Source organism: Streptomyces sp. SA15 (assembly GCF_002291145.1).
GTDB lineage: Bacteria > Actinomycetota > Actinomycetes > Streptomycetales > Streptomycetaceae > Streptomyces.
Genome location: NZ_NTGE01000099.1, coordinates 406,777 through 427,205 on the forward strand (window position 1 = coordinate 406,777; position 20,429 = coordinate 427,205).

Below are 20,429 nucleotides of genomic sequence, written 5' to 3' on the forward strand. Positions count from 1 at the left end.
GGGCCAAGCCTCAGCCTCAGCCGACGTCCGCCAGGCCCGTCGCCCGGCCCGTCGCCCGGCCCTCTTCCTCATCCCACCGAACCTCCAGAACACGCACGACGGCATCGCGGTTCAGCGGCCCGAACACATGCGGGAAGAGGACATCCTCGGCAACCCCGGGCGGCGGAGCGGGAGCAGCCGCCTCCCACTCACACTTGGCGGCGAGCCGCTCCTCGTCGAGCACCAGCGCCAGCAGCGGCCGGGGCGCGGTCCGATAGAACGCGTTGACGACGGCGAGCGTGGTCGCTTCGTCCGGGGAGCAGTGCACGAAGCCCTCCTCCGCGAGGGAAGCGGGCGCGTACGGCTGGTTCGGACGGGCGTGCCACTCATCGCGGGGGACGACGTGATAGATCATGGCCCCGGTTATACAGCAGCCGTTATACAGCCGTCGTATGCAACTTTCCGTGGCACCGGATCGTCTTACCCAATGCCAGCTTTAGGCAACAAAGGGGGACATCATGAGGCGAATGGGAGCGGCAGCGGCGGCACTCGCCCTCGCGGGCACGGTACTGGGAGCGGGCACGGCCACCGCGGCCGCCGCCCCGGTTTCAGGGGTCACGGCCTGCCCGACGGGCTGGGGCAGCGGCGTCAAGGGCAGTGTCACGGCCGGCGCCGTACCGCTGAAGGACATCAGGACGGGCAAGCACGACTGCTTCGACCGCATGGTCTTCGACGTCCCCGGCGGCGGCGACATCGGCTACTACGTCCAGTACGTCGACCGCCTCCACCAGGCCGGCTCGGGCGACTACATCCCGGTCGGCGGCGGGGCGATACTCGAGGTCCGCGTAGCCGCGCCGAGCTACAACCCGGAGACCGGCGCGGCCGTGTACCCGGGCAAGGTGGGCCGCCCCCTCCCCGGTGTGGACATCACCGGCTACCGCACCTTCAGGGACACCCGCTTCGCGGGCAGCTTCGAGGGCGAGACGCAGATCGGGCTTGGCGTGCGGGCGCGGTTGCCGTTCCGGGTGACGCAGCTGGCCGACCGCTTGGTGGTGGACGTGGCCCACAGCTGGACCAGCAGCCGCTGACCTCGCCGCGGCGTACTTGGCGGAGCCCAGACTTCACCGCCGTCGGCTCGCCGGGTCCGCCCGGACGGCGTCAGACCCAGGTGACCCAGGTGTGACCCGCCGGCGATCCGGCGGGTCACAGGGCGCGGCTGCGGGGCGCGCCTACAGGTGCCAGGTGACTGAGTCGTTGGCGGCGAGCAGGGCCGCGAAGACGGCGATGTCGGCGAAACCGAGGAACATGCCGAACCAGGCGCGCCGCGGCCGCCGCGTACCGCACCCCAGCGCGAGCGTCGAGAGCACGACGGCGGTGGGGCCCAGAATGAGGTTCCCCACCAGCAGTCCCGTGAGGCCGAACATGAAGGACGCCACGGCCATGCCGTCGGTGTCCCTGGCGCCAACGTCCCTCGTGCCGCTCGGAGCCTTCGCGCTCAGCTCGTGCGGGTTCGGCTCCTTCGAGAGCCTGCACGTCCTGCCGGGCGACGGCCGGGTTGCGGTCAGTGGCATGGGGGTCACACTCCGTTCAGCGTCCGGTGAGGTGCTCGCGCACCAGGAAGACGGTCAGCCAGGCGCCGATGACCGCGCCGCCGATCAGGCTGACGTGGACCGGTAGTTGGGCGACGGCGCCCAGCATGGTGCCCAGCAGAAGGAAAGTGGGGATCAGCACGTCCATGTCCGTCCTTTCGTCGGTGCCCTTGTGGGGATGGCCGGGGGCCAAGGGGGTCCCGCTTCGGCGCGTTCGGGTTCCGAGTCGGCTTCGGCCCTTGCGGCGGCCGGCCGCTGAACGGGCGCCCGGTCGCCGCGGCCGGGGAGCCACCAGTTCCAACGGCCCATCAGACGCATCGCCGCCGGCACCAGCAGGAGCCGTACGAGCGTGGCGTCCAGGAGGATGGCGACAGCCATGCCGAAGCCCAGCTGCTGGATGGGAACGATCCCGGCGAATCCGAACGCCCCGAAGACCGCGACCATGAGCACGGCTGCTCCCGAGATCAGGGGTGCGGTACGGGTGAGGCCGCGCGCCACGGACACCGTGTTGTCACCGGTCGTCAGGTACTCCTCGCGGACCCGGTCGAGCAGGAAGACCTCGTAGTCGGTACTGAGGCTGAACAGCAGCGCCAGCAGCAGCACCGGCACGAAGTTCTGCAGGTAGTCGGTCTGCTCGAAGCCGAGGAGCCCGGTGCCCAGGCCCTTCTGGAAGACCAGGACGAGAACGCCGTAAGTCGCGGCGATCGACAGCAGGTTCATCGCGATGGCCTTCAGCGGCAGCAGCAGGGACCGGAAGGTCAGCAGGAGGACGAGGTAGACGGCCGCGAGCATGATGAGGATGACCTGCGGCAGACCGTCCTGGATGACGCGGTTGGCGTCGATGCCCTCGGCCGTCTCGCCGCCGATCACCGGGGTGAGCGAGGAGGCGGGGAGCTTGTCCGCCTCGTCCTGGACGCGGCTGAGCAGGTCCCGCGCCGCGTCGTCGGAAGCCGTGGTGTCCGCGACGACCTCCAGGACGAAGGCGCGGTTGCCCTCGGCGACGTAGTGCCGCACCGTGTCGCGGGCGTCGTCGGGAAGCCGGTCAAGGGAGGGCGCGGCCAGGGCCTTGAGGGGCGCCTGCGGGGAGGCGGACTCCAGTACGGGCAGGGCGGAGTCGACCCGGTCGACGTGCGGCAGCTTCTCCAGACGGCTGCTGAAGCGGGTCAGGTCCTCGGAGTGCTCCGACTCCTCCAGCGGCGCACGGGAGGTGACGACCACCTGGATCGGGGAGGTGGTGCCGACCCCGAACGAGTCCTGCATGTGGTCGTAGCCGACCCGGACGGCCGAGTCCTCCGGCAGGATGCGGGCGTCGGGGGAGAAGGTGCGCAACTGCGCGACCGGAGCGGCGAGCGCGACGAGGACCACGCTGGTCGCGGTGAGGAACAGCACCGGCCTGGCCATGACCTTCAGGGACAGGCGGAACCAGCGACTGCTCTCCTCGCCGGGCGCCGACGTCGCGGCAGCCGCCCGGTCGTCCGCCTCCCCCACAGCCCGCCGGAACCGTTCGCGCAGGCTCCTCGGCACGCGGACGCGGCCCGCGTTGACGCGGTCTCCCAGCAGATGCAGCAGGACCGGCAGGAAGAGGACGGTGGTCAGCACACAGAAGGCGACGACCACGACGGCACCGAGCGCCAGGGAGAAGATGACGTTGAGGTCGATGAGGAAGAGGGTGCACATCGCCAGGAGGATGGTGGCGCCGGAGGCGACGACGGTGTGCCCGGACGTGCGCAGGGTCGCCGCCACGGCTGATTCGACGTCCTGCCCCCGGGCCAGCTGTTCCTTGAACCGTGTGATCACGAAAAGTGAGTAGTCGACCCCGACACCCAGTCCGAGCATGGTGGCGGCGTTCTGCACGAAGACCGACAACTCGTGGTTCTGGGCCACCGGGGCCAGCACGCCCAGGGTGAAGACGATGGCGGAGACGCCGACGGCCAGCGAGACCAGGGCGGCGGTGACGCTGCGGAACAGCAGCAGGAGGATCACGATGATCAGCGGCATCGTGATCAGCTCGGCCTTGGCCAGTCCCTCCTGGCTGAGCGTGTTGACCTCACCCCAGAAGGACGAGGGGCTGACCAGGGAGACGTCGAGGCCCTGCGCACCGAAACGGTCCTCCAGATCCGCCTGCACCCTGGGCAGTTCGCGGCGGGCCGTGCCGTCGTCGAGATCCAGGGCCAGGGAGTCGATGACGGTGTGGTGGTCGTCGCCGGCGTAGTCGGACCGGTTCTGACGGGTGAGGCTGGTCCAGCCGTGGCTGTCGGTGACCTTCAGCTCCGGTTCCGCCGTCACCTGCCGCGCTATGTTCCGGGCCCGCTGCTCGAACCGCGGGTCGTCGGACTCGTACCGCTTGTCGTGGATGACGAGGGTGACCGTGGTCTGTCCCCTGCCCTTGAAGCCGTGTTCGAGCTGCTGTGCCGCCTTGGTGGAGTCGGCTCCCGGTACGAACCAGCCGCCACCGCTGAGCGAGTCGGCGATGGACGAGGCGCCCACGCCGCTGATCGCCAAGGCTGCCAGCCACAGCGCGAGCAGCGGCCAGCGGGCCTTCTTGATCAGCCGGGAAGCGTGGTGGGCGAGGCCTTTTGAGGGCATCGGTTCGGCCGTGCGAGCGGGCGACATACGACGGCTCCCAGCGTTGGAGAAGTCAGGGGGCAGGCCGGATAATGACGCAACTCCGAGTCGTACTCCGACTCGGAGTCTGCAAACGACTCACAGTCGGTCAGTATTCTTTGGAGGAAACATGGCAGTCAAGTCACGACGTGAGGAGTACGCGGCGCTGACCCGCGCCGCGGTGCTGGAAGCAGCCGCGGAACTCTTCGCCGAGAAGGGCTTCGACGTCACCTCCGTCGACGACATCGCCGGCACCGCCCGCGTCAGCAAGGGCGCCGTCTACCACCACTTCGCGGACAAGCGCGCCATCTTCGACGAGGTCTTCAAGGTCAGCCAGCACGGCGTCCTCGACCAGGTCACGGTCGCCCTCAAGGCGCTCGGCGGCGAGGAGCAGTCGCCGGGGTCGGTCGCGAGCGCCGCCGTGCAGGGCTTCCTGGGCGCTTACGTCGCGGACGCGCGCCGGAGGTCACTGCTGCGTCAGTCCGCCGGCGTCCTCGGCGTGCAGCGCTGCCGGGAGATGGACAACGAACTGGCGCTGCCTCTGGTGCTGGGACTCCTTAACCAGTTGGCCGAGCGGGGGGAGTTGCAGCCGGTACCGATCGAGATGACCGCGACCGTGATCTTCGGAACGCTCTGCGAGGCGGCTACCGCGCTGGCCTTCGCCGAGGACCACGAGCAGGCGGGCAAGGAGGCGGCACAGGTGGTGGGCTACATGCTGTCCGGCCTGGTCAAGGAGGCTTCGTAGGACCGACGGGGCAACGACGCTCCCAGCTGCCGGACGGGACCGGGAACCGACGGTGCGCCGGGGGCAGGTTCCCCCGCCCCCGGCGATCCGGCACGTGGCACCCCGCGCGTCGCGTCTCGAGCTGCGCACCATCGAGGTCGTCACCACGATGACCGAGGACGATCTGGCCAGGCTGGTGACCGAAGCGTTCGGAAAGGGGTGATGCTGATGCGGCCAAACCTCCCAGCCGAGGCGTTCGGGGGGCGTGCGGCGTCTCATACCCGCTCAGGCGCCGACCGTGGCAGAGCCGGCGTCCCGGCGCGCTCCCACATTCAGGTGGACCACCGTCGGTCTTCCTGCCGGGCATGCCGCCTCACGCATATCCAGGACGTATGGATGAACTCCGCACCGCAGCCACCCATCCTCCGTTCTCCCGACGGCAGTTCACGACCGCCGCCGGTACGGCCGTAACCGCGACGGCCCTCGGTCTGGGCACCCTGGCTACACAGGGCACGGCCACCGCCGCCCCCACCACCGCCCCCGCAGCCACCCCCTGCCCACCCAGATCCACCGCCCCCTGGTCCACCTGCCTCGCCGTAGCCCGCGCCCTGCTCGTCGTCGACGACCACGACCGACCCCTCGTCCCGGAGTACGAGAAGATCCTCGACTCCGGGCTCCCCCGCGCCAAGACCAAGGACGCCAAGAAGATCCTCGTGGTCGGTGCCGGGCCGGCCGGGCTCCTGGCGGCCTGGCTGTTGAAGCGGGCCGGGCATCAGGTGACGTTGTTGGAGGCCAACGGCAACCGCGTCGGCGGCCGGATCAAGACCTTCCGTACCGGTGGGCACGAGCAGGCGGCGCAGCCGTTCGCGGATCAGAAGCAGTACGCCGAAGCCGGCGCCATGCGCATCCCTGGCAGTCACCCTCTCGTCATGAGCCTGATCGAGCAGCTCGACGTCGAAAAGCGGCGGTTCCATCTCGTGGACGTCGACGGCGACGGCAAGCCCGTCAACCGCGCCTGGCTGCACGTCAACGGCATCCGCGTGCGCCGCGCCGAGTACGCCAAGGCGCCGCGCAAGGTCAACCGGTCCTTCGGGGTGCCGCGCAAGTACTGGGACACGCCCTCCAGCAAGATCCTGCGCGATGCCCTCGACCCCGTACGCGACGAGTTCAGTACGGTCGGGCCGGACGGCAAGCGCGTCGACAAGCCGCTGCCCGAGCGGGTCAAGGGCTGGGCGCGGGTGATCCAGCAGTACGGCGACTGGTCCATGTACCGGTTCCTGACCGAGCGGGCCGGCTTCGACGAGCGGACCATCGATCTGATCGGCACGCTGGAGAATCTGACCTCACGGCTGCCGCTGTCCTTCATCCACAGCTTCATCAGTCAGTCGCTGATCAGCCCGGACACCGAGTTCTGGGAGCTGGTCGGCGGTACGGCGACCCTTCCGGACGCCTTGCTGAAGCAGGTCGCCGATGTCCTGCGGCTCGACCGGCGCGCCACCCACATCGAGTACTGGGACGAGGGCCGAAACCGTGACGGGCGCTCCTCCCACGTCGGCCCCGACGGCCCACACGTCTGGATCGACACCGTCTCCGAGGGACGTGACGGCAAGGTCGTGCGCGAGCAGTTCACCGGAGACCTCGCGATCGTCACCGTGCCGTTCTCGGGGCTTCGGCAGGTCCAGATCAGCCCGCTGATGTCGTACGGCAAACGCCGTGCCGTCGCCGAACTGCACTACGACAGCGCTACCAAGGTGCTGCTCGAATTCAGCCGCCGCTGGTGGGAGTTCGACGAAGGCGACTGGAAGCGGGAGCTCGACGCCGTACGCCCCGGGCTGTACGACGACTACCGCAACGGCAAGGCACCCGGCGACGGGAGTCTGCTCGGCGCGCATCCCTCCGTCCCGTCCGGCCACATCAGCGACGCGCAGCGCGTTCACTACGCCGCCAACCGCTGGGCCACCCGCGATCAGCCGGAGGCGGCGCACATCGTCGGCGGTGGATCCGTCTCCGACAACTCCAACCGTTTCATGATCAACCCCTCCCATCCGGTCGAGGGCAGCAAGGGCGGTGTCGTCCTCGCGTCCTACAGCTGGGCCGACGACGCCTCCCGCTGGGACTCCCTCGATGAAGAGGCGCGATACCCGCATGCGTTGCGGGGGCTGCAGCAGGTCTACGGCCAGCGCGTCGAGGTGTTCTACACCGGCGCCGGGCGCACCCAGAGCTGGCTGCGCGACCCGTACGCGTACGGCGAGGCGTCCGTCCTGCTCCCCGGCCAGCACACGGAACTCCTCGCCGCCATCCGTTCCCCCGAGGGCCCGCTGTACTTCGCCGGCGACCACACCTCGGTCAAGCCGTCGTGGATCGAGGGCGCCCTGGAGTCGGGCGTGCGGGCCGCGCTGGAGGTCCACAGGAGCTGAGAGAGCGGCGTTCGGCCCGGGCACCGTCGAGCGGCGCCCGGGCCGGAACACCGACCGGTCAGACGCGGTCTGCGGCGATCAGCAGGTAATGGAAGCTGCCCTCCTTGTACGCGGTGAGGAAGGCGTCCTCGATGCCGGTGGCGACCGAGGACTTCGCGCGCAGCTCCCAGTACGGGATCGTGTCGGGCGTCAGGTCGATGACCTGCATGGGGACGAGGTTGTTGGCGGCGAGGGCCTTGAAGTACTCGCTGCGGGGGTGGATGTTGCAGGTGTAGTGCTCGTCGATCCTGCTGACGGCCTTGGAGCGCAGGCCGGTGACGTCGTTGGAGCACCCGGTGATGCACACGTACCGGCCGCCGTACTCCAGCAGGCGGGAGAACTCGGCGAACAGCTCGAAGAGATCGACGTACATCGTCGTCTCGTTGGTCCAGATCGCGCGCCGCGAACCCGTCTCCAGACGGGTGTCGAGCATGTTGCGGAAGTGGAAGCGGACCTTGTCGGCCACGCCCCGCTTGTCGGCCTGTTCGTTGGCGAAGGCGACCTGCTGCTCGGAGATGCTGACGCCGTCGACGTGGCAGCCGAAGCGGGCGTTCGCCATGACGCTGGTGCCGCCGCGGCCGGAGCCGGCGTCCAGGAGGCGGTCGGTGGGCGTGATGTCGCCGAGGTGGTCGAGGAGTACCTCGGCCTGGGCGGTCTCCAGGCGGTGCATCTCCTCGATGATGCGCTGGTCGCGGGTCTCGGCCGGGCCCTGAAGGACGGCGGGGTCGAAGTCGCCGATGCCGTAGTGGTGGTGGTAGAGGCCGTCGACCTCGCCGAGGCGGATGTTGACCGGGTCCTTCTCGGCGTTCCAGTAGGCGGCCACGGACTTCTGGTATTCGGTGCGCAGGACGTCGCCCATGGCGATGTCCTCCATCTGCGTGGAGATCCGGGGCATGGGGATGAAGGGGTCCTTACTCGTGAGGGCGTGAAAGGCGTGAACGGTGTGCCTGGCGAGCTGGCCTTGCGGACTCTCCTGGCGAACTCGCCCGGCGTCAGGCGGCGTTCGCGTCGGCCGCGTGGTACCGGCCGCTGCCCGCGTGCCATTCGCGGCTGCCGCCGAGCCAGGCCCATTTGCCGGCCAGGAACCGGCGCAGCTCGGGGGAGCCGGTCATACAGAGGGCGGCGGCCTCGGCCTCGAAGGTGTGCATGAACTCGTTGTGGATCTCGACCGTGCGGTCGACCGCCTCCTCCATCGAGCATCCGTCCTCGGCGGCGATCAGCCGGGGCAGGCTGAAGTCCGTCGGGTCCTCCTTGCCCATGGAGTACAGGTCGTTGACGATCACGCTCGCGGTGCCCGCCATGGTGAACGCGCGGCGCACCCGGACATCGGCGAACTCGGCCTGCGGCACCTCGTACCCGGCGACCGCGTCGACGAGCACCATGCAGGGCACGAAGCTGTTCTCGTGCCGGTGCATCAGGAACTCCCAGACCGGCGGGGTCTGGCGGGCGGTGTGCCAGACGCCTTCCTGGTTGTAGGCGACGAACATGATGGCCAGCTCGTGCCGGAGCCGGCGCACCTGGGTCGGCGTCGCGTACCGGGCGAGGTTGTCGAGCCCGGAGCGCAGGGCGCGCATCACCGGATCGGCCTGGACGACGTCCTCCAGCTGCGGCGCGTACGCCGACGGGAGGTGGGCCTGGTCGATCACCGAGTGGGCGATCGCGAGGCCCTGCCCGAGGAGTTCGGGGCGGGCCTCCTCCACTTCGCCGTCGACGTAGTGGTCGTCGACGGACCACTCCGACAGCGCGCACTTCGCCGCCGCGAGCAGCCGGTCCGGGTCGTCCGACTCGGGGTGCGCGAGCATGATCAGCCGGCCGAAGCCGGCCTTGCGGACCTTGTCGAGCTGGCCGGGATAGATCCCGATCTCCTCGGCCCACTCGACCAGCCGCTCGTTGACGGTCTCGCCGAGCGCGGGGTCGTCACGGACGGCGGGCGGGCAGTGCAGCTTGCTGACCGGGTCCGAGGGGGCTGGGTCCGAGCAGCCCTACGTCACTTTGAGTAAGCGGACGGGAGGGCGCGCGGAGGGCGCCGACCTACGGAAGTGCGCCCTTCACGCCCCCACTCCGAGAGAACGGGCAGGCCAGGGCCGATGCCCGTCGGGGTGACGGTGACGCCGACGCGTCAACAGGGCGGAGAGCGTGCAGGTCAGGGCGAGGCCGCTCGGTTTCGCCCGCCACGACGCCCATCGTGTCCGAGCCGGTCGCGCTACGACGTCAGGCCGATCGCCGCGCAGTCGTCCTCGTACTGCGCGGTGCAGATGTCCTTGACGGTGTAGACGCCGTCCCGGATCACCGTGTCCTTGATGTTGTCCTGCGTGAGGGCGACCACCTGCACCAGCTGCGACGGGATGTCCTCCTCCGTCGGGCTGTCGACCTTGTCGGGGGTCAGCGCGTCGAACTCGATCGAGCGGCCCTGGACCTTGGCCACCGCGATCTCCGCTGCGGTGTCCGCCTCCAGCAGGAACGACTTGTACACGGTCATGTACTGCTCGCCGGAGACGATCCGCTGCACCGCGTCCAGATTCGCGTCCTGCCCGGTCACCGGCGGGATCTCGGTGGCGCCCGCCTCCTTCAGCGCGTCGATGACGGCGCCCGCCATGCCGTCGTTCGCCGAGTAGACGGCGGCGATGTTGTCCAGTCCGACGGACTGGATCGCCTTCTTCATGTTCGCCTTCGCGACCGAGGGCAGCCACTCCCTGGTGTCGTACTGCTTGGCGATGACCACTTGGCCGTCCAGCTCTTCGAGCGCGCCCGTCTTGAAGCGGGCCGTGTTGGGGTCGGCGGGCGAGCCGTTCATCATGACGATCTTGCTGGTCGCGGCCTTGTCCCCGAGCGCCCCGACGATGGCACGGCCCTGCACCTCACCGACGAGCTCGTTGTCGTGGGAGACGTACGCGTCGATCGGGCCCTCGGCGAGCCTGTCGTACGCGATGACGGGGATGCCCGCCTCCTTGGCCTTCTCCACGTCCGGCGCGATGGCCTTGGCGTCGACCGCGTCCACCAGGACCACGTCCACCTCCGCGTCGATCATCTGCTGGAACTGCTCGCTCTGCTTGTTCGCGCTCGCCCCGGCGTTGGCGTAGCGGACCTTGCCCTTGTTCCCGGTGAGGGAGGCGACCTTCTCCCTGATCAGGGGGTAGTCGAACTTCTCGAAGCGTGCCGTCTCCTTGTCGGGCAGGAGGAGACCCACCGTGATGTCGTTGCCCTTCGTCGGGCTCTCGGAGCTGTCGCTCCCGCCGACGGCGTCCATGACGCCGCAGGCGGCGAGGGAGAGGGCCGACGCGGAGGCGGCCAGGGCGATGGCGAGGCGACGCACGGCGGTGCTGCGGGGGGTACGAGCTTTCACATCAGGTGCCTTCCGGGGTGGGGGGAGTGGCGACCAAGTGGGGGAAAGCCAACGCCGCGACGGCCGCAGCGTCAAGCGGCACCCGTTAACGAGATAGCAACAGCACAATATTCGGCTGTCCTTCACCGCACCGCCGTGGGGCGGTGCGGCGAACTCCAGTACGTACACGTACACGTACGCACTCACACGTACACGTACGCACTCACGCTCACGGCGACGCGTCGGGTACCGGCCCGGAGGCACCCGGCTGTACATGTCGCTCGTGGGATGACCTGGTGACCTGCCGCCGTCTCTGCCGTCTCTGCCGTCTCTGCCGCCTCCCCGTCTCCGGCGTCTCCGACGTCTCCTCGTAAACGACGACGGCCTCTCCTCCAGTCAGAATCGACTATGAGAGAGGCCGTTCAGAGCGTTCCGCCCGGTCCGCGAACTTGGTGCCCTGGTCAGGCGCCCGTCCACAGGGGCGGCGTGGGTGCCGGGGAGGGGTCCTCGGACGCGGCCACAGGCGGAGTCGCGTGGCAGGTGAAGCCGAGGCGGGTCAGTGCCCTGGTCACCTCACCGGCGCTGAAGTCGCGACGGTCCTGGCGGGTGATCACCTCGCCCACCTGCTTGACCGGGTACAGCCGGCGCCCGATGACCACACAGGCCCCGGTGACATCCTCGGGGCGGACACCCTTCATCTTGGTCTCCACCTCGCTCTTGTCCAAGTCGAAGGGATAACGGGCGATCACAACGCGCATGGTGCCTCACCAAAGGTCGGGGTGAACGGTTTCTCGGCAGGGAAACGCACAGAAAAGCGTAAACAAACAGGGCCCGCACCCGAGGTGCAGGCCCTGTTTCGCCGTATGCGCGAATGGCTCGAACGCAAACGTCAAGCAAACATCAGGCGGGAACGATGTTCTCCGCCTGCGGGCCCTTCTGGCCCTGCGTGACGTCGAAGGTCACCTTCTGACCTTCCTGCAGCTCGCGGAAGCCCTGGGTGGCGATGTTCGAGTAGTGGGCGAAGACGTCAGCGCCGCCGCCGTCCTGCTCGATGAAGCCGAAGCCCTTTTCCGCGTTGAACCACTTCACAGTACCGGTGGCCATGTCATATCTCCTGAGGCAGTGCTGGAAGCCCGCACCGCGCGGACCTCCCCATCGCCGTGATGATCACCTGCCCGGAAAAACCGGCAGCAAAATGGCAACCACAACTGCAACTGACGTCCAGCCTAGCACGACACCCGCGAAACAAATGGGCGTCGAGAAGACGAGAAGGAAGAGCCTCGAGGCAGCCGGCATTGCCCGAAAATATCGGTAGAGGTCACCGCAGAATTATTTTGGGGGACTGCTCGAATTTCTACCCCGGCCGTGTCAGATATTCACTGGCCGCCCGGGTCGGACCCGAGCTCCTCCGGCCGGCGCAGCTCCTCGTTGTCGCGCAGGGCCTCCTCCAGCCGGTCCTCGAGGCCGATGATGCGGCAGGCCGCGTCGATCGGGGTCCCCTGGTCGACCAGCTCACGAGCCCGGGCGGCCAGGCGCAGCTGGTGGCGGGAGTAGCGGCGGTGGCCGCCCTCCGACCTCGTCGGGACGATGAACCCCGCCTCGCCCAGGGCTCGCAGGAACCCGGGCGTGGCACCGATCAGCTCGGTGGCCCGGCCCATGGTGTACGCCGGGAAGTGGTCGTCGTCGAGCCGGTCGGTGGCGTACTGCTGGTCTTCCGAGGGCATCTGCGCCTTCCCGCGGGCCGCCGGAGCACGGCCCGCCACAGGGGCTGGTTTTCCCCGCAGGGGAACTCTAGTCGCCCCGGGTGAAACTCTGCTGCGGCGGACACAGGTCTGCCGCCGCGATCACAGTCGGCCCAACAGCTCCGGCGTGCCCGGGTATGTGACGTCGGCTGCGTTCTGAGGCCTGCGTGACGAGGGTGTGTAAACCCGTGACCAGAGAATCCGCGCAGGAGTGTCACACAGGCTGCACACAGTCGTTCGATCGTGTCGTTAGCGTTACTGACCACTCGCTGCCGCGTGCGAACGCGAGTACTGCACGGCCCGGAGGGTCGTCGGCATGTCAACTCAGGAAGACCACAGATGGACTACTGCTCCACGTGTCGTCGGCATTTGAACGGCGCCCTCGTGTGCCCCGGGTGCGGTGCCTACGCTCCGGACATCGCACCGGGCCTCCTCGACGGTCACCCCGTGCCGGGCCCGGCCACCGCCGCGTCGACGGGTACGGCGGTATGGGGTGTCACCCCCTCGGACGCCCCGCGCGAAGCCCCGCCGGTCGACCCCACCGCAGATGACTTCGACCACGCGATACCCGCGCCGCAAGGGCGCGCGGCACGCCGTCGGCAGCAGGCCCGGTGGAAGAAGACCCAGCGCCGGGCGCTGGTCGCAACGGCCGTCGCACTCGTCGGAGGCGGCCTGACCGTCCTCTCGATGGACCGGCAGCCCACGGACAAGACGCAGGCGGCCACGGCCCCGGACGTCACGGGCATGGGCGGCGCGCAGGAGACGACGGACCAGCACACCCGCCCGGATTCGACACCGCCCACCACGCGTGGCACCTCGCGCACCCAGCGGGAGCAGGCGCCCGCGGCCGACGACCAGCGCCGCCGGCCCGCCCCCGCCTCGACCCCCACGACGCCACCGAACGCCCGGCCCGACGCCGCGACCGTCCCCCGGACGCCGGTGACTCCGCAGCCGCGGATCACTGTCCCGACCTCCGTCTCGGCCGGATCGGTCACCGACCAGACCGGCACCGGCAGCAACACCGGCAGCGGGTCCGACTCCGGTACGGCGGCCCAGCCGACGCCCGCTCCGCCCGCCGCCGGCGACAACGGCGGCTCGGACTCGGGCAGTTCGCAGACGAGCCCCGACCCGGCGGCGACTTCGCCGACCTCACCGCAGCTCTGCGTCCTCGTGATCTGCCTCGGCTGACCCAGGGCCCGTCCACGACGCCGACACGACGGCCGGCTTCGCCGCCAACGCCCGTGAGGGCGTCGGCGGTCAGGTCTCGCGCTGCCACGCGGGGTCGCGGCCCGACAGGCCCAGGGCTCGGTCGAACAGCGGGGCGGTCGGCGGTACGGGGACTTCCGGGCCGAACGCCCCTAACTGCCTGGCCATCTCGGCCCGGCCGGCGACGTCCTCGTACACGGCCGCCGCGAGATCGCTGTCCACGGTCAGCTTCTGTCCGGTGGCCACCGCCAGGTCCCAGCCATGCAGCAGCCACTCGCACAGCAGGATCCCGCCGACGAAGCCGGCCGGCATCAGGCGGCCGTTCCCGGTCAGCGCCGTCTCGCCGGTCCAGGCCCGCGGGTCGCTCCCCCGCGGCAGCGGCTTGTGTCGCTGTAGGTGCGTGCTCTCGGCGTGCCGGGCGCAGACCCTCGTACTGGTTGTACGTGGGTCTGCGCCCGGTGCGGCGAGTGGGGGCACCTCCCACGCCCTCAAGGCAGTGGGGGAGCGTGCATGGCGTCGCGACGGCTGTCGGAGCGGGAGCAGCGGCGGATGGCGAAGACGGCGTACTGACGTGATGGCGGCGCGCCGAGCGGACCGCTTCCGCATGGCGTGTCGCCTCCGAAAGGAGCCGGGGCTGGAACCCCGAGGGGCTCGAGCGGGTCTAGAAGGCTAGAGGGTCGAGCGGGTCCAGCGGGTCCAGCGGGTCCAGCGGGTCCAGCGGGTCCAGCGGGTCGAGCGGGTCGAGAGTTCCACACCCGGTTCTACGCCCTCCCGGCAGTCCCGCACCGGTCGGCCACAGGGACCCGCTCGCAAGCCCCGGCGCACGAGGCGCGAGACTCGGAGGGCGCTCCGCTCACAAGGCTCCGGCGTACGCCCCCTGCCCACAGGCCCCTGTTTCACCACACACCCGACCCCAAAGCCGCCACCCTTCGTCACACCCCCGACCCCAAAGTGCCCTCACCGCACCCCAGACTCTCAAGCCCCTCACCACCACGGCCCCACTCGCAAGACCTGCTCGCAAGACCCCGCCCGTAAGGACTCCCCGTGCCCAAGGCTCTCCCTGGCCCGCCGCAGGACGCGCCGGCCGCACAGGCGCCACCGATACCGACCCAGACCGCACACGACGATCCCGCGCCCCACATATCCCCGCCGGTCACCCACCCCCCAGGTGACCGGCGCCCCCACCCGCCCGGCAGCCGCGACCCCTACTTCCTCGCGGCCGCCCTCTTCCTCGTCTACGCGGCCGTCTCCATCTCGCGCTTCCGGCATCTGGCGACCATGTCGTGGGACCTGGGCATCTTCGAGCAGGCCATCCGCGCCTACGCCCACCTCCAGGCGCCCGTCGTCGACCTGAAGGGCCCGGGGACCAACGTCCTCGGCGACCACTTCAGTCCGGTGACCGCGCTCCTCGCGCCCCTCTACCGGCTCTTCCCCTCCCCCATCACGCTGCTCGTCGCCCAGGCCGCGCTGTTCGCGCTGTCGGCCGTACCGGTCACCCGCGCGGCCGCGAACCTCCTGGGACGCCGCAGAGGGCTCGCGCTCGGTGTCGCCTACGGCCTGTCCTGGGGCGTCCAGCGCGCCGTCGACTTCGACTTCCACGAGATCTGCTTCGCCGTACCGCTGATCGCCTTCTCCCTGGAGGCCGTGCTCGCCCAGCGCTGGCGCCGGGCCCTGCTCTGGGCGCTGCCGCTGATCCTCGTCAAGGAGGACCTCGGCCTGACGGCGGCGGCGATCGCCGTGGTCGTGGCCCTGCGCGCCCGCGACAGCTCCCCCCGCACGACCCTGTACGCCCTCGGGGCGGCGGCCCTGGGCGTCACCGCCACTCTGCTGACCCTCACCGCGGTCATCCCGGCCTTCAACAGCGTCGGCGACTACGACTACTGGACCAAGGTCGACAGCGGATTCGCCCTCTTCGACGGCGTCGACACCAAGCTGCGCACCCTGGGCTGGCTGCTGATCCCCACCAGCGGCCTGCTCGCCCTGCGCTCCCCGCTGTTCGCCGTCGCCCTGCCCACCCTCGGCTGGCGCTTCGTCTCCGCCGACGACCACTACTGGGGCACCGACTGGCACTACAGCGCGGTCCTGATGCCCGTCGTCGTACTGGCCCTCGCCGATGCCCTCACCACCGCCCGCCGCAGCTCCCGCCCTTGGCTGCGCTCGTACGCGTTCCACCTGCCCACCGCCGTGGCCGCGGCGGCCCTCGCCCTCACGACCGCCCTCCCCGTCGCGGCACTGACCGAATCCGCCGCCTACGAGAAGCCCGCGCGCGTCACCGCCATAGAACGCATGCTGAACCGCAGCATCCCGGACGACGCGACCGTCGAGGCCAACATCGGCCCGACCAGCCGCCTCACCTCCCGCTGCCGCGTCTTCTGGGTGGGCGACACCCGGGGCGTCACCCCCGACTACATCGCCCTCGACAACACCGACGGCGGCATCCGCGACGTCGAGGAATACGCCCGCCAGCTCCACCCGGACGATCAGTACGCGATCGTGGGAGCCACGCAGGGTTACGTGGTGCTCCAACACCGCACCTGACCCGAGCCCCGCGAACACGAGTGGGCGGGCAGTGCGACACGAGGCGCACTGCCCGCCCAAGCGGTCTCCGGTTTACGGAACTTACGGAACTTACGGGACTTACTTGGCGTCGATCAGATCGTGCGGCGGCACGTCGACGGTCCGGGCGCCGGGCTCACCGCCCAGGATGACCTTGCGCAGGGCGACGTTGTTGTCGGTGTTCGTCTCCTGGAGGCGCTTCTCCGGGTTGGCGATCACCTGGATGTAGTACGTGCCGTTCGGCAGGTCGGTGATGTCGAAGGACTGGCCGGGACGGTACTGGGTGTACGTGTCGCCGGAGCCGACGTCGAGGACCTCCCGCACGGAGATCGAGTTCTGCTCACCGCAGGCGGTGGACAGATCCGTGTTGTACGGGTGCCAGTTGGCGTTCTTCACGGTGTAGTCGATGGCGTCGGTGTTGGCCAGGCAGAACGCCTCCTTGCCGCTGCGCACCTCCTTGGTCTGGTCCTCGCTCAGCAGCCGGTAGCTGGCGAAGTCCGTGAAGTGCCAGTGCTCGTGACCCTCCCGCGGGTCCCACTCCATGGTGCCGGTGGGCGTGTACCCGACCTGCTTGCCATTGGCGTCGTAGAAGTACTGGTAAGCGTCCATCAGGTCCTTGCCAGGACTGCGGAATCCGTCCACGACGAGGGGCGCGGGGCCCGCGTTCCACACGTTCGCGGAGAAGGCGAGGTAGTCCTTGCCCGCTACGTCCCCGTCCTCGCCGTCGGTGATGGCGATGTCCCAGGCGGGCAGCGAACGCAGGTCGGGCTTGGGCACGTTGGCGGGAGCGCCCGCCCGACCGGTGGGCCGCTTGGCGGCCGGCTCCAGCGCGGGCGCGACACGCGAACCGTCGGTGTGCCCCTGCCCGTCGCCGAGGTGGTGGGCCGTGCCACGGTCCTCGAGGGCGTTGGAGAGCTCGGGCGCGGGAGGAGCGTCGGCGCCGCGAGGGCCGTAGTGGTGGCCGGTGGACTGGGAGTTGGAGTGGGAGTCGGCGTGGGCGTGGGCGTCGTGCCCACCTGCGTGGTGAGCGGAGGACCGCATGGAGGAGGCCAGACCCGCCCCGTTCTCGTCACTCATGTCCCGTACGGTCACCTTGATGGTCGGGCGATCGTCCGGAATGCCGAACAGGTCCCGGTACACCTTGGCCACCGCGACCTTGGCCGTGTACTCACCTGCGGGCAGGTCCACCGGGTTGTCCCAGTCGACCCTCGTGGAATTGGCCGCCCAGCCCTTTTCGACGCCCCAGACCGAGCCCAGCGTCCAGGGGTTGGTGGAACAGCCCTCCGGATAGTGCGAGGTGGCCGGCGCGTCGGGACGAAGCCGCCCGGACGCGTTGTTGGGACAGAAGGTCCCGTCGACCTTCTTCATTTCCTCACCGGCGGCGTTGGTGAGGGACATCTCGAGAAACCCGGGAAGCCCGGAGAAGTCCTTCACCAGCCCGGCGGGCAGTTTCTTGGTCTTCGTACGCGTCCCGTCACGCAGTATCTGCTGGGCGACGACGGGATCCTTGTACGACTTCCGCGTCACCTTGAATTCCAGCGGCGCGCCGTCGACGGTGACGTACGTGCCGAGGTCCAGGAAGACACCCCTCTCGTCCCACCGGTCGAGGGTCACGGAGTTGGACGCGGCGACGAGCTTCAACTGCGGCTGCCCGGCCGCACGCTCAGCAGCCGCCGCCCCGCTCCCGGGAACGGCCCCGGCCCCCGTGACGACGACGGTGAGCGCGGCCCCCGCGGCGAGCGCCGAGCGCTTTAAGCGACTTCTGTGTTCCTGACTGGTCATCGGTTCCTGGTCTCCCACGCGATCTCGATCGAGTATGTGAGCACCCTGTGAGAGATGTAAGAGCCGTGTCGAGGTTGCCTGTTGAGGCGGAATTGCCGGCCGTTGAATGCCAGATGACGTTTGGTTTATATGCCAAATATGGGCAATTAGCCAAGAAGCTCTCCGGCGGCGAGGCGGTTGGCCGTACCGGGAGCATGAGTAGCTGTATGATGCTCGGCATGACGGTCAACATGACGATGAGTCTCCCGGACGACGTGGCCGCCTTCGTGAAGGCCAAGGGGAACGCCTCGGCGTACACCGCGCGGATACTGCGCCGTCAGATGCTCGTCGAGGAGCTGGAGAAATCCGCGCGCGTGCGGGCCGAGGCCGGGATCGTGAGCACAGCCGCGGAGCCCGCCGAGAGCGAGGACGCCACCCTTGAGCGATGGGGTCGGGTGGCGGGCCGGTGAAGCGTGGGCACGTCTACACGCTGTCCTTCGCCGGAGGCCCGGCGCACGTCCTGGTGATCTCGTCCGACGCGTTCAACGCCCAGAACAAGACCGCCACGTGTGTCTTGATCTACCCACAGCAGGTACGCGAGGCAACGCTGGTCGACATCCCGGTCAGCTCCCCCTCCGTCGGCACCATCGTGCTCGGCGAGTTCCGCACCCTGTCCGCCCCTCGCTTCAGCGAAGACCTGGGGCCGGTGGACGAGCGAGTCATGGAGGCCGTCGACATCGGGCTCCAAGCCATCTTCGACCTGTAGCCCGAGCCCTCCCGGCCACACGATCGCCACTTCCTCGGCTTCGCCTCGCTGCTCCATCGGTCACGGCACCAGAGGCCGCAGACCGGCATCCTGGTGGATTTCCGTGTCACCCGGCCGGAGATTCGTCCTTGGCGGCCGTCGGCTGACGCACCGTCAAGCCGCGGTCGTCGGCGCCGAAGCCTGCCGGAGACGAGGAGGCCGTGCCGCGATCCAGCAGGAGGAGGAGAAGACCGAGCGTGCAGGCGATCGCCGGCCAGTAGACGTAGCGGTAATTCGTCGCCGGCATGATGGGCAGGTAACCGAGCACGTATGCCGCCGCACTGACCCCCAGCGCCCGGATCAGCATCGAGAACGGCCCCCTGCCCGGGCGGAGGCAAAGCACCAGCGCGAGTGCGAGCCAGAACCACCCCCTGAAAAGCGGCCGCAGATCCGTGACCGCACCAATGACGTACGTTTCGAGCGTCTCCTCCAATCGATCGTGCGACACCTTGAGCCCCAGCTCGTTGTCGCGGACCCCCGGTTGATACGGATAGCCGGTCTCGAAGAGCAATCCCGTGAAGAGCCGCAGCCGGTACTGGACATAGCCGGGAACGTGGCCGCTCATCTCGCGCATCCACAGGGACGTGATCTGATCCGCGTGCCCCACCAAGCCGTTCGCCGGGCGTTCGTAGCAGGTCCAGTAGGCGTCGGACAGAGAATTGACGCGGTCGCACTTCTCCGCCGCGGACACGAGGCGGTTCCGCAGGTCCGGTGACACATCTGCCGACCGCAGTTCCTTCACGGTCAGTACGTGGACCAGGTCGTCGAGCATGATCTGCGCGCCTTGTTTCGTCGGTACGGGCCGTGCGATCCAGGAGATCGCGGTGGCCGGCACGACAAGGCCGACAACGAGCGCCGCCCCGCACATGGCCCACGTGCGGCGTCCGGGCTTGCGCCACAGCGCGAGTACGAGCATGAAGAAGACCGGAATCGCGGCGAAGAACGCGTTCTTGCGAACCAACATGGCATAGGCGAGGAAGAGCACGCCCAGCCAGAGGAGGCCCCACCGCAGTGCGGGGCTAGGCCCTGTCGTCAAATTCCCGTCGTCCGCCCGGAGGGCGGGCCTTGCGGCGTCAGGTGCGTGCTCTCGGCGTGCCGGGCGCAGGCCCTCGTACTGGTTGTACGTGGGCCTGCGCCCGGTGCGGCGAGAGTGCGTGCATGGCGTCGCAAGGCAGGCGGGAATTTGACGACAGGGCCTAGGGCGGCCGTCTCGCAGACGCAGGCCGACGAACGCGACCGCGCAGGCGGCGAGAAGCGCCAACGCCGTGTGGACGTCCTTCCACACCACCCCGACGAACGTCAGAACGTGGGGCGTCAGCCCGAGGCCCAGGACGGCGAGCGAACCGGCACGGCTCGCGGTCAGTTCCCAGACGCACCAGGCCATCACCCAGAGCGCCCCCCAGAAGACGACGGACTGGAGGACGGCCATGGACGCGGGCGAGCCGGTCACCGCGATGAGCGCACGCCATACCAGGCTCAGGACGGGTGGGTGCCAGTCGGTCAGGGGCGTCTTTCCCATGGCTTGCCGGAGCTGGTCGATGCTGTCGGGACTCATGTACCCGGGGGCGAAAACGACGGTCGTGGCCAGACAACAGACCGCGGCGACAGTGGCCAGTACCCCGATCCAGCGCCCGTCGCCCCGGATCCATCGACTATGTCCCATATGTCGGATGCTAACAGCGCTG

19 protein-coding genes and 1 pseudogene are annotated in these 20,429 nt (G+C 69.3%); 7 read left to right on the plus strand and 13 right to left on the minus strand.

Annotated features, from left to right (window positions below; all coding sequences use genetic code 11):
• Positions 1–16: 16 nt before the first annotated feature.
• Entirely contained in the window at positions 17–394 is a 378-nt protein-coding gene (locus CLM62_RS21970) for a DUF952 domain-containing protein (protein WP_095751576.1), read from the minus strand.
• Positions 395–497: 103 nt separating this feature from the next.
• Between CLM62_RS21970 and CLM62_RS21975 the strand changes: the two genes are divergently transcribed.
• The gene (locus tag CLM62_RS21975) at positions 498–1,067 is read left to right on the plus strand and encodes a hypothetical protein (RefSeq protein WP_095751577.1); all 570 of its coding nucleotides are present in this window, start codon (positions 498–500) and stop codon (positions 1,065–1,067) included.
• Positions 1,068–1,208: 141 nt separating this feature from the next.
• On the opposite strand, the gene CLM62_RS21980 is transcribed toward CLM62_RS21975, so the two are convergent.
• Genes CLM62_RS21980 through CLM62_RS21990 form a run of 3 tightly spaced genes read right to left on the minus strand, consistent with a single transcriptional unit; the run spans position 1,209 to position 4,154 of the window.
• Entirely contained in the window at positions 1,209–1,550 is a 342-nt protein-coding gene (locus tag CLM62_RS21980) for a hypothetical protein (RefSeq protein ID WP_257003987.1), read from the minus strand.
• Between the two features lie 16 nt (positions 1,551–1,566).
• Complete coding sequence (locus CLM62_RS50150; RefSeq protein WP_095751578.1) at positions 1,567–1,716, minus strand: hypothetical protein; 150 nt, start codon at positions 1,714–1,716, stop codon at positions 1,567–1,569.
• Complete coding sequence (locus CLM62_RS21990) at positions 1,704–4,154, minus strand: MMPL family transporter (protein WP_179382180.1); 2,451 nt, start codon at positions 4,152–4,154, stop codon at positions 1,704–1,706. The genes CLM62_RS50150 and CLM62_RS21990 overlap by 13 nt, the downstream gene beginning before the upstream one ends.
• A 148-nt stretch (positions 4,155–4,302) precedes the next feature.
• Here CLM62_RS21990 and CLM62_RS50155 point away from each other — a divergent pair, with 148 nt between their 5' ends.
• Complete coding sequence (locus CLM62_RS50155; RefSeq protein ID WP_179382181.1) at positions 4,303–4,917, plus strand: TetR family transcriptional regulator; 615 nt, start codon at positions 4,303–4,305, stop codon at positions 4,915–4,917.
• A gap of 371 nt (positions 4,918–5,288) precedes the next feature.
• Positions 5,289–7,313 (plus strand): FAD-dependent oxidoreductase, encoded by a 2,025-nt coding sequence (locus tag CLM62_RS22000; protein ID WP_095751580.1) that lies wholly within the window; start codon positions 5,289–5,291, stop codon positions 7,311–7,313.
• Positions 7,314–7,371: 58 nt separating this feature from the next.
• Here the strand turns inward: CLM62_RS22000 and CLM62_RS22005 are convergent, their stop codons facing one another.
• From CLM62_RS22005 to CLM62_RS22030, 6 genes and pseudogenes are all read right to left on the minus strand, one after another.
• Positions 7,372–8,247, minus strand: coding sequence for a geranyl diphosphate 2-C-methyltransferase (locus CLM62_RS22005; RefSeq protein ID WP_257003988.1), 876 nt, complete (start codon positions 8,245–8,247; stop codon positions 7,372–7,374).
• A gap of 97 nt (positions 8,248–8,344) precedes the next feature.
• Positions 8,345–9,310 (minus strand): annotated as a pseudogene (locus tag CLM62_RS22010) (family 2 encapsulin nanocompartment cargo protein terpene cyclase); the annotation flags it as partial.
• Between the two features lie 245 nt (positions 9,311–9,555).
• Positions 9,556–10,695, minus strand: coding sequence for a sugar ABC transporter substrate-binding protein (locus tag CLM62_RS22015; protein ID WP_257003991.1), 1,140 nt, complete (start codon positions 10,693–10,695; stop codon positions 9,556–9,558).
• Between the two features lie 440 nt (positions 10,696–11,135).
• On the minus strand, positions 11,136–11,432 hold the full coding sequence (locus CLM62_RS22020; protein ID WP_095751581.1) for an SCO5918 family protein: 297 nt from the start codon (positions 11,430–11,432) through the stop codon (positions 11,136–11,138).
• A gap of 142 nt (positions 11,433–11,574) precedes the next feature.
• Positions 11,575–11,778 carry a cold-shock protein gene (locus CLM62_RS22025; protein ID WP_010986199.1) on the minus strand — a complete coding sequence of 68 codons (204 nt, stop codon included), beginning with the start codon at positions 11,776–11,778 and terminating at the stop codon, positions 11,575–11,577.
• Between the two features lie 272 nt (positions 11,779–12,050).
• Positions 12,051–12,398: a MerR family transcriptional regulator gene (locus tag CLM62_RS22030; protein WP_095751582.1), complete on the minus strand. Its 348-nt coding sequence runs from the start codon at positions 12,396–12,398 to the stop codon at positions 12,051–12,053.
• 465 nt (positions 12,399–12,863) lie between these two features.
• Between CLM62_RS22030 and CLM62_RS22035 the strand changes: the two genes are divergently transcribed.
• On the plus strand, positions 12,864–13,604 hold the full coding sequence (locus CLM62_RS22035; protein WP_306457926.1) for a hypothetical protein: 741 nt from the start codon (positions 12,864–12,866) through the stop codon (positions 13,602–13,604).
• Between the two features lie 69 nt (positions 13,605–13,673).
• On the opposite strand, the gene CLM62_RS22040 is transcribed toward CLM62_RS22035, so the two are convergent.
• Positions 13,674–13,934, minus strand: coding sequence for a hypothetical protein (locus tag CLM62_RS22040; protein ID WP_095751584.1), 261 nt, complete (start codon positions 13,932–13,934; stop codon positions 13,674–13,676).
• A 732-nt stretch (positions 13,935–14,666) separates the two neighbouring features.
• Between CLM62_RS22040 and CLM62_RS22045 the strand changes: the two genes are divergently transcribed.
• The gene (locus CLM62_RS22045) at positions 14,667–16,160 is read left to right on the plus strand and encodes a DUF2079 domain-containing protein (RefSeq protein WP_373559173.1); all 1,494 of its coding nucleotides are present in this window, start codon (positions 14,667–14,669) and stop codon (positions 16,158–16,160) included.
• Positions 16,161–16,259: 99 nt separating this feature from the next.
• Here CLM62_RS22045 and CLM62_RS22050 read toward each other — a convergent pair whose 3' ends face one another.
• Positions 16,260–17,960 carry a lysyl oxidase family protein gene (locus tag CLM62_RS22050; protein WP_095751585.1) on the minus strand — a complete coding sequence of 567 codons (1,701 nt, stop codon included), beginning with the start codon at positions 17,958–17,960 and terminating at the stop codon, positions 16,260–16,262.
• 218 nt (positions 17,961–18,178) lie between these two features.
• On the opposite strand from CLM62_RS22050, the gene CLM62_RS22055 reads away from it, so the two are divergent.
• Together CLM62_RS22055 and CLM62_RS22060 are read left to right on the plus strand one after the other, a co-directional pair.
• Positions 18,179–18,409 (plus strand): hypothetical protein, encoded by a 231-nt coding sequence (locus tag CLM62_RS22055; RefSeq protein ID WP_143659124.1) that lies wholly within the window; start codon positions 18,179–18,181, stop codon positions 18,407–18,409.
• The gene (locus CLM62_RS22060; protein WP_179382182.1) at positions 18,406–18,705 is read left to right on the plus strand and encodes a type II toxin-antitoxin system PemK/MazF family toxin; all 300 of its coding nucleotides are present in this window, start codon (positions 18,406–18,408) and stop codon (positions 18,703–18,705) included. Before CLM62_RS22055 ends, CLM62_RS22060 begins: the two co-directional genes overlap by 4 nt.
• Positions 18,706–18,811: 106 nt before the next feature.
• Here the strand turns inward: CLM62_RS22060 and CLM62_RS51735 are convergent, their stop codons facing one another.
• Positions 18,812–20,407 carry a hypothetical protein gene (locus CLM62_RS51735; protein ID WP_257003992.1) on the minus strand — a complete coding sequence of 532 codons (1,596 nt, stop codon included), beginning with the start codon at positions 20,405–20,407 and terminating at the stop codon, positions 18,812–18,814.
• Positions 20,408–20,429: the final 22 nt, after the last annotated feature.

Excerpts from the sequence above, each read along its gene's own strand:
- CLM62_RS21970 (WP_095751576.1), bottom strand. The coding sequence starts at position 394 with ATGATCTATCACGTCGTCCCCCGCGATGAGTGGCACGCCCGTCCGAAC.
- CLM62_RS21975 (WP_095751577.1), top strand. The coding sequence starts at position 498 with ATGAGGCGAATGGGAGCGGCAGCGGCGGCACTCGCCCTCGCGGGCACG.
- CLM62_RS21980 (WP_257003987.1), bottom strand. The coding sequence starts at position 1,550 with ATGCCACTGACCGCAACCCGGCCGTCGCCCGGCAGGACGTGCAGGCTC.
- CLM62_RS50150 (WP_095751578.1), bottom strand. The coding sequence starts at position 1,716 with ATGGACGTGCTGATCCCCACTTTCCTTCTGCTGGGCACCATGCTGGGC.
- CLM62_RS21990 (WP_179382180.1), bottom strand. The coding sequence starts at position 4,154 with ATGCCCTCAAAAGGCCTCGCCCACCACGCTTCCCGGCTGATCAAGAAG.
- CLM62_RS50155 (WP_179382181.1), top strand. The coding sequence starts at position 4,303 with ATGGCAGTCAAGTCACGACGTGAGGAGTACGCGGCGCTGACCCGCGCC.
- CLM62_RS22000 (WP_095751580.1), top strand. The coding sequence starts at position 5,289 with ATGGATGAACTCCGCACCGCAGCCACCCATCCTCCGTTCTCCCGACGG.
- CLM62_RS22005 (WP_257003988.1), bottom strand. The coding sequence starts at position 8,247 with ATGCCCCGGATCTCCACGCAGATGGAGGACATCGCCATGGGCGACGTC.
- CLM62_RS22020 (WP_095751581.1), bottom strand. The coding sequence starts at position 11,432 with ATGCGCGTTGTGATCGCCCGTTATCCCTTCGACTTGGACAAGAGCGAG.
- CLM62_RS22025 (WP_010986199.1), bottom strand. The coding sequence starts at position 11,778 with ATGGCCACCGGTACTGTGAAGTGGTTCAACGCGGAAAAGGGCTTCGGC.
- CLM62_RS22030 (WP_095751582.1), bottom strand. The coding sequence starts at position 12,398 with ATGCCCTCGGAAGACCAGCAGTACGCCACCGACCGGCTCGACGACGAC.
- CLM62_RS22040 (WP_095751584.1), bottom strand. The coding sequence starts at position 13,934 with ATGCCGGCCGGCTTCGTCGGCGGGATCCTGCTGTGCGAGTGGCTGCTG.
- CLM62_RS22050 (WP_095751585.1), bottom strand. The coding sequence starts at position 17,960 with ATGACCAGTCAGGAACACAGAAGTCGCTTAAAGCGCTCGGCGCTCGCC.
- CLM62_RS22055 (WP_143659124.1), top strand. The coding sequence starts at position 18,179 with ATGACGGTCAACATGACGATGAGTCTCCCGGACGACGTGGCCGCCTTC.
- CLM62_RS51735 (WP_257003992.1), bottom strand. The coding sequence starts at position 20,407 with ATGGGACATAGTCGATGGATCCGGGGCGACGGGCGCTGGATCGGGGTA.